Here is a 14,333-nt window from a genome sequence, read left to right on the forward strand (position 1 = left end):
CGTTTCCGCGCTGGCGCAGCACAGAGCTTAATTTCGCGACAGCAGGGCATCACTGATCTTCTCGGCCGCCATGATCACAGGGATGTTGGTATTGGCCGTCGGCAGCCGCGGCATGATCGAGGCATCCGCCACAAAAATGTTCTCACTGCCGATCACTCGGCCCCCGGGATCGACCACCGCCATCCGGTCGGCGGGATCGCCCACGCGGCATGTCCCCACTGGATGCCAGACCCCGAACACGCTTTGCCGTACGAAGGCTTCGAGGGCACGGTCGTCGGCAAGCGTCTCCTGGAAGGCCGTGCCGTTGAGCAGCACGAGCCGGATCACAAGCGCCCTGAGGCCCGCGGGTATGTCGAGCATCGGCCCGAGGATGGACGCAACGATGCGATTGACGGTGCCGTACCGGCTCAGCCGCTTGATACGCGGAGAAAAGGAGGCCGGGAAGAAATCACCCGCCTCCGGGTTGAGCGCGGGATGAACGACAAGCTTCGCGAGCAGCCGGACGGCCGCGACCATCCGTTCGAGATCGCGTCGGTCGGACAGCAGGTTGAAATCAACAACGGGATAGGTTTTCGGGTCGCGGCTCGCCAGCGTGAGCGAGCCACTCGAATACGGCCGGTTGCACCAAAGAAAGTAGAGACCAAGCCGCGTGCCCAGCGCATGCCACCCGCCGCGCGCCGAGGCAGTGATGTACATGTCGGAGGCGTCGCAGCCGGGATGTTCGGACGAGAAGCGCATCGCCGCGAAATTGGGACGCCGCCGGGCAAGCGGCAACCGCAACCGGCGCGGCAAATATTGACAGAAGGTCAGTGCGGGATGATCGCGCAGATTGCTGCCGACGCCGGGCAGATCGATCGCCACGGGAATGCCGAGCGCTTGCAGCGCCGCACCCGGGCCGATGCCCGCCCGCATCAGGATCGCCGGCGATTGCAGCGCGCCTGCGGTGAGGATGACACGGCCGGCGGCGACGGCGAGCTTCTGCCCGCCCCGCGCGACCACGACGCCCGTCGCGCGGCGGCCATCGAGCTGGAGTTGTTCGACCTCGCTGTCCGCCCAGATGGTCAGGTTCGGCCGCGCGCGCGTTGCTGCGTCGAGATATCCGGCGGCGGTCGAGACGCGCCGGTCGTTGCGATTGGAGAAGGCCGGCGGGAAGATGCCGTCCTCGAACTCGCCGTTCTGGTCCTTTCGGAACGGCAGGCCTGTCGCCGACAACGCCTCGCCGACGGCGTGGCCAAACGGCGGCATCGCCTCGCGCGCGATGCGGCGGATCGGGATCGGGCCGTGCTTGCTGTGCAGCGGGCCGTCGAAATCCAGATCAGTCTCGAGCTTGAGGAAGTACGGCAGCACATCCGCCCAGCCCCAGCCGCGCGCGCCGAGATCGAGCCACTCGTCATAGTCGCGCGGCAGGCCGCGATTGGCCGATTGCACGTTGATGCTGGAACCGCCGCCCATCACCCGCCCCTGTTCGTAGGCGCGAACGACCGGCTTGCCCTCGGCATTGCGGCCGGCGGCCGCTGACAGGCCCGGCCAGATGTATTTGTCGCCGAAGAACAGCGTCATCGGATAGCTGTCGAGGATTTCCGGCGGCGTCGCCTCGGGCGGCGTGTCCATCCCGGCTTCGATCAGAAGCACGCGGCGGCTTCCGTCTGCGGAAAGCCGATTGGCGAGCACGCAGCCCGCCGATCCGCCACCAACGATGACGTCGTCGAAATGCAGCCCATCCATTCTTATCTCGTCGTGCAATTCGATGGATCGGCGCGGCCGCAGGTGCAGCCGCGCCGATTTAACCTAGCGGAAGTTACCCTTGGTCTCGGGGATCACGACCGCCCCGATCAAATAGATCACGAACACGCCGACCGCGAAGTAGGCCAGCGACATCGGGATCTCCGCGGGGCTGCCGCTCACCAGCGAGACGAAGGTCGGCATCATGCCGCCCAGCGCAAAGCCGATGTTCCACGACAGACCCGTGCCGCTCGCGCGCAACGCGGTCGGAAAACGCTCGTTGAGGAAGATCAGCACCGGCGCATAGCCGGCATTGCCGATGAAGGCGATCGCCAGCGCATAGAGCGTGATTTGGGTCGTGTCCTTGGTCGCCGCGAGATTGAGATAGCACAGCGGCAGCAACACCGCGGCCAGGACGCCGATGATGAGGAACGTCTTCTTGCGGCCGATACGATCGCTCAGCGCGCCGACCAGCACCGCGGAGAAGAACGCCGACACGCTCGCACCCATCAGGATCAACGACGAGGTCTGGTTCGGGACCGCATTGATGACTTTCAGGAAGCTCGGCAGGTAGCCCGAGGTCAGGTAGTAGCCGGCGCCGCCACCGAAGGTGATGAGAAGGTTGACCAGCAGCACGCCGCGATATTCGCCGGAGAACACGTCCCTGACCGGCGCCCTCGAGACCTTCGCCTGCTTGTTACCCTGCTGGCGCTTGAGCTCCTTGAAGTAAGGCGACTCCTCGAGGTTGCGGAAGATGAACCAGCCGAGCAGCGAGCTCAGCAACCCCGAGAAGAACATGAAGCGCCAGCCCCACACCGCGAAGGCATCGCCGGGGAAGATCGAGGACGTGATCAGGAAGATGAAGGACGCGAGCAGCGCACCGATGCCGGCGCCACCGCCGCCGACCAGACCCGACATCGCGCCGCGCCATTGCGCCGGCACCGACTCGGTGCCGATGGTGTGGGTGGAGGCCACGACGCCGCCGACGAAGATGCCCTGCACCAGACGCAGGATCAGGAAGAGGATCGGCGCGATCACGCCGACCTGGGCGATGGTCGGCAGCAGGCCGAACGCCGCCGTGCTGATGCCGACGCCAATGATGGCGATCAGCATGGCCTGCTTGCGGCCGTGCACGTCGGCATAATGCCCGAACACCGCCGAGCCCAGCGGCCGCATCAGGAGCGTCACGGCGAAAGAGCCGTAGACCGCAGCCAGCGACAGCGCTGGGTTGCTCGACGGAAAGAACAGCGCGCCGACGACCGGCGCCACGTAGAGTAAAATGAACAAATCGAACAGATCCAGCGCCCATCCGAGCACCGATGCGATGATCGCATTGACCATCTGCTTGTTATCCGCCGACGCCTGTGCGCCCGCGGCCGGCATATCCATCTCAGCCATGCTGTTTTACCTCCCCCGTTTTGATAGAGCCGCGGCTCGCGTCATTGCGAACCGCGGCAGTTTTGTCGCGCATCAGCGCCCGGTGAACTTCGGCGGACGCTTGGCGTTAAAGGCTTCGACGCCTTCCTTGAAGTCTTCCGACTGGCGCAGGCGGCTGTAGCAATGGCCTTCGAGCTCGATCGCGATCGCGAGCGTCGAATCCTCGGTGTCGTTGAGGAGCTTCTTGGCGGTACGTTGCGCCAGCGGCGAGAAGGTGCGGAGCTCGTCGACCAGCTTGTCGGTCGCCTTCTCCAGCTCGGCGTCCGGCACACACTCCGTGGCGATGCCCCAGTCGAACGCCTGCTTGGCCGAGATACGCTTGGAGCGCATCACGATGTCCTTGGTGCGGGTGATGCCGACCATCTTCTGCAAGCGAGCCGAGCCGCCCGAGCCCGGGATCTGGCCGAGCTTCTGCTCCGGCAACGCGTATTGCGTGGTCTCCGAGGCGATGCGGAAGTCGCAGGCGAGTGACAATTCGAAGCCGACGCCGAAGCAATAGCCGCGATTGGCAACAATCACGGGCTTGGCGCAACGTGCAGGCGCGGCGATGTTCCAGGCGAGCTTGGAGACATGCTCGGGGCTCGCTTCCATGAAGCCGCCGATATTGCCGCCGCTGGAGAAATGCTCGCCCTCGCCGCGCACCACGATGACGCGCACGCGCGGATCCTCGTCCAGCGTTTCGAAGGTCAGTCGCAGCTGGTCGCGCTGCGGCATCGCTACGACATTGTAGGGCGGCCTCCCTAAGATGATGTCGGCGCGCTCATGCGCCTCGTCGATCTCGACCTTGAACCCGTCAAGCTTGGCGAGCCGGGGATCGGTAAATGTGTAGGGTGACGGCATCTGTGCTTCCTTCTGTTGATGGTTATTGATCAGGCGGCGTCTGATGGCGGCAGGCGCTCGGCTTCGTATTCACCGGCGACGAGCAGTCGCCGCAGCAGTTTTCCGACCGGCGATTTGGGAATGGCGTCGACGAAGACGTAGCGGCGCGGCCGCTTGAAATTGGCAAGGCCCGTGGTCCGGCAGAACTGCTCCAGCTCGACGTCCGACACAGGGCGATTGCGCTTGACGAAGGCGGCGACGACCTTGCCCCATTTCTCGTCGGCAACGCCGACCACCGCGACCTCGTCGACAGCGGGATGCAGCGACAGGCAGCTCTCGATCTCGACCGGCGAGACGTTCTCGCCGCCGGTGATGATCATGTCGTCGACGCGCCCCGTGACGAACAGGTCGCCGTCGGGATCGACGAAGCCGGTATCGCCCGTAAAGTACCAGCCCTCGCGCAGCGACTTGGCGTCGGCTTCAGGGCGGCGCCAGTAGCCCTCGAAGGCCTCGTCGCCGGCGAGCGTCGCGATGATCTCGCCCTCCTCGCCGACCGCAGCAAGCTCCGCGACCGACTTCGCGCCGATGCGCACGACCTTGACGTGCTGGTTCAGCCCGGCCCTGCCGGCCGAGCCGGGCTTTGCCGCGGCATCCTGGTCGATCGTAAAGGTGTAGATCTCGGAGCTGCCGTAGTGATTGACGAACAACTCTGGCTTGAACGCCTCGTTCAGCTTCTTGAGAAGGCCGTCGGTCATCGAGGCACCGGCGAAGCCGAGCTTGCGGACGCTGGAGACGTCGGTCCTGGCAAAGGCCTCGTGATGAACGAGGTCGTGATAGAGCGTCGGCACCAGATAGAGGTGGGTGATCTCCTCCTTCGCGATCAGGGCCAGGGCCTGGTGGCTGTCATAGCGCGGCAGGCAGATGAAAGTGCCGCCGATCAGCGACATCGCCAGCAGCGAGCGGACGCCCATGGTGTGGTAGAGCGGCATCACGCCGAGCGTGCGCTCGCCGCGGCCGTAGAGATTTTGCGCGACATGAGCGATCGCGGCAGCACGTTCGGCGCGATGCCGCCGCGGCACGCCCTTCGGCCGCGACGTCGTGCCTGACGTGTAGAGCATGATCGACCAGGCATCGGTGCCGACACGCGGCTCGGCGTCCGGCGCGCTGTCCTTGATCAGATCGGCAAAGCTGGTGGCCTCCCCCGTCCCGGGATCGACGGAAACACGCAGCAGCTTGCCTGCCAACCCCGAGCCCTGCACCGCCTCGGCAGAGATATCCTGATAGACGATCGCGCAGACTTCGGCGTTCTCGATGCAGTAATCGAGCTCGTCGGCCTTGGCGCGCCAGTTGATCGGCGTGATCACCAGGCCTGCGAACTGGCAGGCCCAGTGCAGCGTCGCCGCTTCCCAGCGGTTTTGCAGCAGCGTGACGACGTGATCGCCAGGCTTGAGGCCAAGGCGGTCGAACGATGCCACGAGCGCGGAGATCTTGCCGTACCATTGCCGGTAGGTCAGGCGCAGATCACCGTCGACAAGCGCGATCGCATGGGGATCGCGCGCGGCGCTGGCGATGAAGCTGCTGGCGAGATCAAGCATCGGACGTCTCTTTTTTGGATGAAGCGAGTTCGGCGGCGGCTTCGAGCGCCGCCTGGATGATCGGTGTGTAGCCGGTGCAGCGGCAGATATGCCCGCTGAGGAGGTCGCGGATCTCGGCCTCGGTCGGCGCCGGGTTCCTGGCGAGGTAGTGGTCGAGCGACATCAAAATGCCGGCGGTGCAGAAGCCGCACTGGAGCGCGTGGTTGCGGCGGAAGGCCTGCTGCAGCACGCCGAGCCGGTCCGCCGACGGTGCGAGCCCTTCGACGGTCTTGAGCTCGCAGCCATCGACCTGCGCAGCGAGCGTCAGGCAGGACCGCGTCAGCATGCCGTCGACGACAACAGTGCAGGCGCCGCAGACGCCGTGCTCGCAGCCGACATGGGTGCCGGTCGCGCCCAGCTGCTGGCGCAAAAAATCGGAGAGCAGCATGCGCGGCTCCGCCTCGCCCTCGACCGGCTTGCCGTTGAGCGAGAAACGGACGGCATGGCGCTGATCTGCCTTGAGACGCGTCATTGCAGCACCTCGCCGATCAGATCGCGACCGATCATGCGCACAAGGTCGCGCCGGTAGCGCGCGGTGGCGTGGACGTCGTCGCGGGCACCAAGCTCGTAGGCGAAGGCATTGAGGGCATCGTCGAGCGCGCTGCCCTCCAGCCGCGGCCAATCGCGCACAGTCGGAACGTCGGCGACGCCGCCAACGGCGATACGCACGCCCGTCGGGGTCTTCATCGCCGCGCAGGCGACAATGGCGAAATCGCCATGGCGGCGCGCGACCTCGCGGAAGGCGAAGCGCGATCCCTTGACGGCGGGCAGCGAGATTCCTTCGATCAGTTCGTCAACGGCGCGCGCGGTCAGCATCATGCCGGCGAAGAAGTCCTTGGCGGCAACGCGCCGCCGCCGCTTGGCGCTGCGCAGCAACACCTCGCCGCCGAGCGCAACCAGCGTCAGCGGCATCTCGGCGCTGGGATCGGCATGCGCGAGCGAGCCGCAGATGGTGCCTCGGCTGCGGGTCTGCACGTGCCCGACCCAAGGCAGCGCCAGCGCGACCAGCGGCAGCGCCTCGGCTAGGTCAGGCCATGCCAGGAGGTCAGCCTGGCGCACGCCGGCGCCGATAGTGACGGCATCGCCCTTCCGCTCGATCTGGCGGAGCTCCTTGATGCGCATGATGTCGATCAGCAGTTTTGGCTTGGCGAGGCGCATGTTCAGCATCGCCATCAGCGACTGCCCGCCCGCGAGCACGCGCGCGTCGCCGCCCTGCTGGGCAAGGCCTTCGAGGACGTCGCCGACATTCTCGGCACGGAGATAGTCGAATGCGGGCGGCTTCATCGGCGCCCCCCGAACAGGCTGGCCAGTTTCGCCAGCACGGCGAACAGCGAGAAACCGCCGCCCTCTGCACCACCACCGCCAGCCTTGCGGGCCAGTGCGGTGAAGAACTGGCCGATGATGACGCGCGTCGCGCCGTCGAGCAGGCGACCGCCGATGCTCGCCACCTTGCCGCCTATCGCAGCGTCATAGCTGTAGGTCAGCTTCGTTCCGCCCTTGCCGTCTGGCGCGAGCGTGATACGTCCCTCGGCATTACCGAAGCCGAGCGCGCCGGTGGCGCCGCCGCGCAGGGTGACCGCGCGCGGCGGATCGAGATCGAACAACTCGACATCGGCGCGATAACGCCCGCTGACCGGGCCAATGCCGAGCGTGACGTCGGCGCGGAAATGCGTGTCGGTGATCTTGTCGACGCGCTGGCAGCCAGGAATGACCGATTGCAGGGTGGCGGGATCGAGCAGCATCGCCCAGACCTGCTCGGGCGCCCCCTTTACCGAGGCCTGTCCCTCGCCGCGCAAGCGCCGGTCGCCTTCGCGCACAGGCGCAGCCGTCGCGCCGCCAGCGGGAGGCGGCGGTTCGGCACCGCGCACCAGCTCTGCAAGTCGCGCCGGCACCAGCGGCAAGGTGATATCGGCAATGCCGAGCGCGTCCGCGACTGCATTGGCGAGGCAGACGGGTGTGGACATGCAATTGCCTTCGCCGACGCCCTTTGCACCGAGCGGCGTGAACGGCGACGGCGTCTCCATGTGGATGATCTGCGGCTCCGGCACCTCTGTCGTGGTCGGCAACAGATAGTCGGCGAGCGTTCCCGTCAGAAAGCTGCCGTCCTCGGCGTAGGCATATTCCTCAAAGAGCGCGGCGCCGAGCGCCTGGGTGAAGCCGCCGCGGATCTGGCCGTTGACCATGCCGGGATGCAGGATGGTGCCGCAGTCGTGCATGGTGACGTAGCGATCGATTCGCGTCTCCAGCGTCGTCGGATCGATCTCGACGCCGCAGAAATCGAAGATGAAGCCGTGGCAGAGCGAGGAGTTGATGCGGTCCTCGTCGTCGGGCGGCGTCAGTTCCGGCGGCGTCCAGAACACGGTCTCGCGGATGGTCTGGCCGGCATCATCAGGCAGCGAGCCCGGCGACCAATGGCTGAGCGCCGCGACGCGCGAGAACGCGATCCGGTTCTCCGGATTGTGCCTGGAGGCAACGAAGCCTTTCGCAAACACGATGTCGGCGGCTTCGACGTTCAACTGGCTTGCGGCGATGCGGGCGAGCCTGCCGGCGACGCGCTCGGCGGCGATCTTCGCGGTGCCCGCCACCGCCGCCGCAAAACGGCTGGCGTAATTGCCGGACGCGATCGACCAGGCGTCCTTGGCGGTGTCGATCTCGGTGTTGACGCGGATGTCCCTAGGCTGGAGACCGAAGACGTCGGCGACGACCTGCGACAGCACCGTGCGATGGCCCTGCCCCTGCGGCACGGACGCGACGTGAACGGTGACGCTGCCGACCGGATCGAGGCCGACGGTGGCCGTCGCCTGCGCGCCGTTCTTCGGACCTGCCTTGCGGCGCTCTGCCGCCGTCAGCACGGTCGTGATGTAGCCCATGTTGGAGACGCTGGGCTCGACCACCGCGGTGAAGCCGATGCCATAGAGCCGCCCCTGCGCCCGCGCCTCGTCCCGCTTCGCCTTGAGCGCAGCGAGCCTGCCCTGCTCGACTGCGAGCGCGACGGCTTCCTGGTAGTTGCCGGAGTCGAGCAAGGCACCAGTCGCTGTGCGATAGGGAAACGCGCCGGCGTCGATCAGATTGCGCTTGATGACATCGAGCGGATCGAGGCCAAGGCCGATCGCGATCCGCTGCACCAGGCGCTCCAGTGCGAAATAGACCTGCGGGCCGCCAAAGCCCCGGTTGAGACCGGTCGGCGTCTTGTTGGTGACGACGACGCGGTTGCGGATCCTGACGTGACGGATGTCGTAGGCGCCGGTCAGATTGCCGTGCATGCGGTAGAGCGTGGCAGGCTCAGGCGCGCGCAGATGCGCGCCGCAATCCTCGACCTGGTCCCAGTCCAGCGCGAGGATCTTTCCGTCGGCTGCGACCGCCGCCGACAACGTCGTCGCGCGGTTGGTCGCCGACACCGACGCGGTCAGATGCTCGAGCCGGTCCTCGATCCACTTGACGGGCCGGCCCGTGACACGCGCGGCCGCGGCGATCAGCACGATGTAGGGAAACACGCCTTGCTTGACGCCAAAGCTGCCGCCGGAATCCGGCGGCGTGCGCAGCCGGAGCCGATTCCCCGGCACTTTTAGCGCGCGCGCAATCACCGTGTGGATGCTGAACGGGCCCTGGAAATTGGCGAGGACTTCGTAGGCGTCCTCGCCTGCATCGTGCGATGCGACGACGCCATAGGTCTCGATCGGCGTGCAGGAATTGCGCGGATATTTGATATCGATGGAGAAGCGATGCGGCGCCTCCGCGAAGGCCTTTTCAGGATCACCGTAGCGGAAATGGCGGTCACTGGCGAGATTGCCGGGAAAGCCTTCGTGCAGTACCGGCGCACCTGATACGAGCGTCCCAAGCGGATCGACGACAGCGGCACGCGGCCGATATTCGACGTTGATCAGCTCGGCCGCATCCTCGGCGCGCGCACGGTCAGTCGCGACGACCAAAGCGACCGGCTCGCCGACATAGCGCACGCGGTCCATCGCGATCGGCCAACACTCCACCGGCGCCTTCACGCCGACGACGAGGCTCGTCGTGACGGCCTTGACGTCGCTGCCGGTCAGAACGGCTGCAACGCCCGGCAGACGCTTGGCGGCTTCAACATCGATGGAGAGAATATCGGCATGCGCATGCGGAGAGCGCAGGATCGTCGCGTGCAGCGTGCCGGGCTGGACACCGAGATCGTCGATGAAGCGGCCGCGGCCGCTGAGCAGTGCGGCATCCTCGACGCGCTCGATCGAACGCCCGACCCACGGCTCATCGCCACTTCCCGGATTTGCGGATTTGACCGCCTGCAACATGTCCCGGCATACCTCCCGACGCGTTCTTTGACGCGACGATGACGTTTGTCAGGACTGGGGGTGCGGGAGCCATACCGCCCGCTCTCACGACTTACCAAATCGTCTCATTCGAGAGCGTGCAGCGCAATATCAGCCCGCAAGACTCAACCCGCGAGACGCGAGACGTTGCGAAACTCGCGCGGGCTGACGCCGGCATGGTCGCGGAAGAAGCGCGTGAAATGCGCAGGCTCCGGAAAGCCAAAACGCTCGCTGAGCTCGCCGAGCGGTGTGTCCTCGCGCATGACAGCATCGAGCGCGCGCTCCATGCGGACGACATTGAGATACAGCTTTGGCGAGACGCCGAGCGAGGTCTCGAACAGGCGGAAGAACTGCGCGCGCGAGAGGCCTGCGCCCTTCACGAACTGATCGACGTTGGCATAGGAATCGTGCACGCGCATCGCGTCCATCGCGCGGCGGATCCGCCAATCGCAGCTCACCGCGCTCATGCCGCGGATCGTGGTCGGGAAGCTGCGCCAGGGCGTGAATCGCTCGATCACCGCGATCATGAGATCCGAGAGCGTCTGCTCGTGGGTCCGCACCGCATCCGGATTCGCCATCATTTCGGCCGCCAGATGCAGCGTGAGCTGACGGATGCGCGGCGATACCTCGCCCGACGGCCGCTCGAAAAAGCCGGGCGCACCGCTGGCCGCCCAGCCGGGACGGAACTCCTTCAGCCATTCCGGCTCGATATAGAGCGCCATGATCAGCGTGCGCGGGCGATTGGCGTCGTGCACATAGGCATGCGGCTTCCAGCCGTCGACGAGCACGGCGGCCGTATCCGTCAGCGGCGTGACCTGGTCGCCGACAAGAAACTGCGTGTCGGAGCCCTCGACCTTGAGCAGGACGTGGCAGTGATGATGAGCGTGGCGGACCAGCGAACGGTCCATGTCGAGCAGAGCGACCCTGCCGAAAGCGCCATGAGCGATGCGCAGGGCCGTCGACATCAGTTCCTTCCTCCCGGCAGCGTTGCGCTGCAAAATGATTGCTTCATCGGCGCGGCACTATTGGCAGCACCCGCTTCATATTCCAACGGCGCAAACCGACGCAAGTTGCTTCCGAGCGGTAATCCGCTCATGCGCGCGTCTCCGAAAGAAGCCGCGCGACCGCAGCGCCGGGGTCGGCCTGCAAGGCGGTGGCGAGATCGACCTCCTCCTCACCCTTGACGCGAATGCGCTTGAAAGCGAGCTCGGGCGCGTTGACCGGCGCGGTCGCATCGAGACCCATCTTGGCGCTGATGCCGTTGTCGGTGGTCGGATCGAGCTTCGAGCCGAGCGCGCCGGCGACGACCATGAGGTCGCGGTCGGCCTGGAAGCGCGTCGCCACCGCCCATTCGATTTCCTCGGACGAGGAGATGTCGACGTCCTTGTCCACCACGATCACCTGCTTGATGTCGTAATGGGCGCCGAAGGCGCACATCATGATGTTCTTGGGCTCCCCGTCGTTCGCCTTGTCGATCTTGATCGCGAGGTGGTAGCGGCAGGTGCCGCCGCGCGTGAGGCGGACGTCGATCACGCCAGGAAAACTGCGCCGCAGATGCTGGAGCAGCGTCGCCTCGCGCGGCACGCCGCCGAGGATCAGATGCTCGAAACCGCCGCCCACGATGGTATGGAAGATCGGTTTCGCACGATGCGTGATCGCATCGACCTCGATCACCTCGCGATTGGCGCGCGGACCATAATATTGGGGGAATTCGCCGAACGGACCTTCCGGCTCACGCACGCCCTGAAGAATGCGTCCCTCGATGACGATCTCCGCGTGGGCGGGGACGCGGACTGAATTGGTGCGACACTTCACGACGTCGACAGGCGCGCCCAGCAGCGCGCCGGCAATCGCCATCTCGTCCTCATCGAGCGCCGCGATCGCCTGCGAGGCCAGCATCAAGGCGGGATGGGCGCCGATCACGATCGCGATCTCCAGCGCCCGGCCCAGCTCTTCCGCGAGGCGGTAGTAGGAGAAGGTGTGCCGCGGCAGCAGCAGTACGCCGATGCGGTTCCTGCCAGAGATCTGGCAGCGGTGGATCGAGACGTTCTGTACACCGGTCCTCGGGTTGCGCGCGATCAGCAGGCCGGCCGTGATGTAGGGGCCGCTGTCGCGCTCATTGTGCTTGGGCACCGGGAGTTGGCGGAGCAGATCGACGTCCTCGTGGACGACGTCCTGCACCGGTCCGCTCGCGACCTCATGCGTCGGCAGTGGATGGTTTGCGGCAGCCAGGAACCGTGGCAGCAACTGGTCCTCGGTCACGCCGATGGAATCGGCGACCCAGTCGCGTCCGGCGAAGAGATTGGCGACGACGGGAATTTCATGCCCATCGGGGCGCGGGAAGAGCACCGCGCTGTCGCGCTCCAGCCGCTTGGCGACGGCGGCGAGCTCGTCAGCGAGCCCAATGCCCTCGCGGGCGATCGCGAGCTTGCCGCGCTCGGCGAGAAACGCGAGCCAGGCGCGCAGATCGGCGGGCGCGTTCGCGCCTCTCCTCGCAACATTTTCCATTCGCATACGGGTCATTCCTCAGGTCTTCAGGTCAAGGCGCGATCTTGCGCAGCGGCGGCGAGCGGCGCTTGAGCGCCTCGTCCTCGCCCCAGCGGCGCACAACGCCGATATCGATGTCGAACAGGTCGAGCACACGGCCGACGGTGTGCTCGACCAGGTCGTCGAGGTTCTCAGGTTTTGCGTAGAAGGCCGGCACGGGCGGGGCGATGATCGCGCCCATCTCCGACAGGGCCGTCATCGTCCTGAGATGCCCGGTGTGCAGCGGCGTCTCGCGCACCATCAGCACCAGCCGCCGGCGCTCCTTGAGCACGACGTCGGCAGCGCGGGTCAAAAGCGTCGTGGTCACGCCGGAGGCGATCTCGGACATCGAGCGCATCGAGCACGGCGCCACGATCATGCCGGCGGTGCGGAACGAGCCGCTGGAGATCGCCGAGGCCATGTCGTCGATCGCATGGCAGACATTGGCGAGCTCCCTCACCTCCGCGATCTTCAGGTCGGTCTCGTAGGCAAAGGTCAGCTCAGCGGTCTTCGACATCACCAGATGCGTCTCGACGCCGGCATTGCGCAGGAGCTGCAGCAGGCGCACGCCATAGGTGACGCCGGAGGCGCCGGAAATGCCGATGATCATCCGCTTGGGTGTGGCGTCCTGCATATTTCTGATTTCGCTCCCAGACGGCGCGGCCCTCGAGGCCTCGCGGTCCGCCACGAGGCTAGGCAATCCCACCCATCACTACAAATAATGATTGATTATATCACCCATCATCTGTGATGATGGCCGTGCGCAAGCAACAGCGAACAAAGGACAGCCCCGTGGAACTCAGGCAGATGCAATATTTCCTTTGCCTGGCCGAGGAAAAGAACGTCACCCGCGCCGCGCGCCAGCTCAACATCGTGCAGCCCGCGCTGAGCATGCAGATCGCCAAGCTCGAGGCCGAACTCGGCCAAAAACTGTTCGACCGCAGCGTCCAGGGCATGACTCTGACCAGCGCCGGCGAGGCGCTGGTGCGGCTGACCGCGCCGATCGTGCGTGACGCCGAGTACGCGCGGCAGGAGATGGCGCAGCTCGGCGGGCGCATTTCGGGGCGGGTTTCGGTCGGCCTCATCACCTCGGTGGCGCAGAGCACTATGGCCAGTTCGTCGGCGAAGGTCGCCAGTCGTTATCCCGAGATCACGCTGTCCGCCTGCGAAGGCTATACCGAGACGCTGGTCGACTGGGTCAACACAGGCCAGCTCGATTTCGCGCTGATCAACGTGCCGCGCCGGAAGACGCCGCTGTCCGCGCATCACATCATGGACGAGGAGATGGTGTTCGCCTGCCGGAAGGACAGCCCGGTCAGGCCGCCGGCAAAACTACGGTTCGACCACATCGCGAATTTCGACCTCGTGCTGCCGTCCAAGCGCCACGGCCTGCGGCTGATCCTGGATGAGCACGCCGCCGCCGTCGGCATCGACCTGCGGCCGCGGCTCGAGCTCGACACCCTCCCCGCGCTCTGCGACGTGATCGCGACCACCGACTTTGCCACAGTGCTGCCGACCATCGCGCTCCGGCAATCGCTCGCGAGCGGCACCATCCGGGCGCATCGCTTCGACCAGCAACGGATCGTGCGCTCGATTGCCTGGGTGCATCACCCGCGGCGAGCGGTGTCGGTCGCGGCCAAGGCGGTGCTCGATGTCATCAGCCACGATCTTGCGCAAGCGGCCGCCGTGGCGAGAGAGTTTGTGGAGCCTTTCATTGGCAGCACGACCTCATCGCCCCGCAAGGCGCGCAGCAAGACGCGGCGGAAAGCGATCTCTTGAGTGCAGAATTCCTGCTCGGACAAGATGTCGCGCCCACTGCAAAATGAGACGGGTTGGTAAGTTTTGAGACGTGCAGGCATGACGGTCGTAGCGGCCTGCTAACTACGGTCCAGGC

Annotated in this window: 11 protein-coding genes; 1 reads left to right on the forward strand and 10 read right to left on the reverse strand. The window is 66.0% G+C overall.

Annotated elements, in window-relative coordinates; genetic code table 11:
* Positions 1 to 27: 27 nt before the first annotated feature.
* From ABIB95_RS00645 to ABIB95_RS00690, 10 genes are all read right to left on the reverse strand, one after another.
* On the reverse strand, positions 28 to 1,725 hold the full coding sequence (locus ABIB95_RS00645) for a GMC family oxidoreductase (protein WP_354237548.1): 1,698 nt from the start codon (positions 1,723 to 1,725) through the stop codon (positions 28 to 30).
* A gap of 63 nt (positions 1,726 to 1,788) precedes the next feature.
* Positions 1,789 to 3,120: an MFS transporter gene (locus ABIB95_RS00650; protein ID WP_354237549.1), complete on the reverse strand. Its 1,332-nt coding sequence runs from the start codon at positions 3,118 to 3,120 to the stop codon at positions 1,789 to 1,791.
* A 72-nt stretch (positions 3,121 to 3,192) separates the two neighbouring features.
* Entirely contained in the window at positions 3,193 to 3,999 is an 807-nt protein-coding gene (locus tag ABIB95_RS00655; protein WP_354237550.1) for an enoyl-CoA hydratase/isomerase family protein, read from the reverse strand.
* A gap of 29 nt (positions 4,000 to 4,028) precedes the next feature.
* Positions 4,029 to 5,573, reverse strand: a complete 1,545-nt coding sequence (locus ABIB95_RS00660) for an AMP-binding protein (protein ID WP_354237551.1) — start codon at positions 5,571 to 5,573, stop codon at positions 4,029 to 4,031.
* On the reverse strand, positions 5,566 to 6,084 hold the full coding sequence (locus ABIB95_RS00665) for a (2Fe-2S)-binding protein (RefSeq protein ID WP_354237552.1): 519 nt from the start codon (positions 6,082 to 6,084) through the stop codon (positions 5,566 to 5,568). The genes ABIB95_RS00660 and ABIB95_RS00665 overlap by 8 nt, the downstream gene beginning before the upstream one ends.
* Complete coding sequence (locus tag ABIB95_RS00670; protein ID WP_354237553.1) at positions 6,081 to 6,896, reverse strand: FAD binding domain-containing protein; 816 nt, start codon at positions 6,894 to 6,896, stop codon at positions 6,081 to 6,083. The genes ABIB95_RS00665 and ABIB95_RS00670 overlap by 4 nt, the downstream gene beginning before the upstream one ends.
* Positions 6,893 to 9,895 carry a xanthine dehydrogenase family protein molybdopterin-binding subunit gene (locus tag ABIB95_RS00675; RefSeq protein ID WP_354237554.1) on the reverse strand — a complete coding sequence of 1,001 codons (3,003 nt, stop codon included), beginning with the start codon at positions 9,893 to 9,895 and terminating at the stop codon, positions 6,893 to 6,895. Before ABIB95_RS00675 ends, ABIB95_RS00670 begins: the two co-directional genes overlap by 4 nt.
* A 143-nt stretch (positions 9,896 to 10,038) precedes the next feature.
* Positions 10,039 to 10,878: a helix-turn-helix transcriptional regulator gene (locus ABIB95_RS00680; protein WP_071917558.1), complete on the reverse strand. Its 840-nt coding sequence runs from the start codon at positions 10,876 to 10,878 to the stop codon at positions 10,039 to 10,041.
* 127 nt (positions 10,879 to 11,005) lie between these two features.
* Positions 11,006 to 12,427 (reverse strand): UbiD family decarboxylase, encoded by a 1,422-nt coding sequence (locus tag ABIB95_RS00685; RefSeq protein WP_354237841.1) that lies wholly within the window; start codon positions 12,425 to 12,427, stop codon positions 11,006 to 11,008.
* 25 nt (positions 12,428 to 12,452) lie between these two features.
* Positions 12,453 to 13,073, reverse strand: a complete 621-nt coding sequence (locus tag ABIB95_RS00690; RefSeq protein WP_354237555.1) for a UbiX family flavin prenyltransferase — start codon at positions 13,071 to 13,073, stop codon at positions 12,453 to 12,455.
* Positions 13,074 to 13,246: 173 nt separating this feature from the next.
* On the opposite strand from ABIB95_RS00690, the gene ABIB95_RS00695 reads away from it, so the two are divergent.
* The gene (locus tag ABIB95_RS00695) at positions 13,247 to 14,218 is read left to right on the forward strand and encodes a LysR family transcriptional regulator (protein ID WP_354237842.1); all 972 of its coding nucleotides are present in this window, start codon (positions 13,247 to 13,249) and stop codon (positions 14,216 to 14,218) included.
* The last annotated feature ends 115 nt before the right edge of the window (positions 14,219 to 14,333 follow it).

Origin of the sequence: Bradyrhizobium sp. LA2.1 (assembly GCF_040547725.1) — a bacterium.
GTDB lineage: Bacteria > Pseudomonadota > Alphaproteobacteria > Rhizobiales > Xanthobacteraceae > Bradyrhizobium > Bradyrhizobium barranii.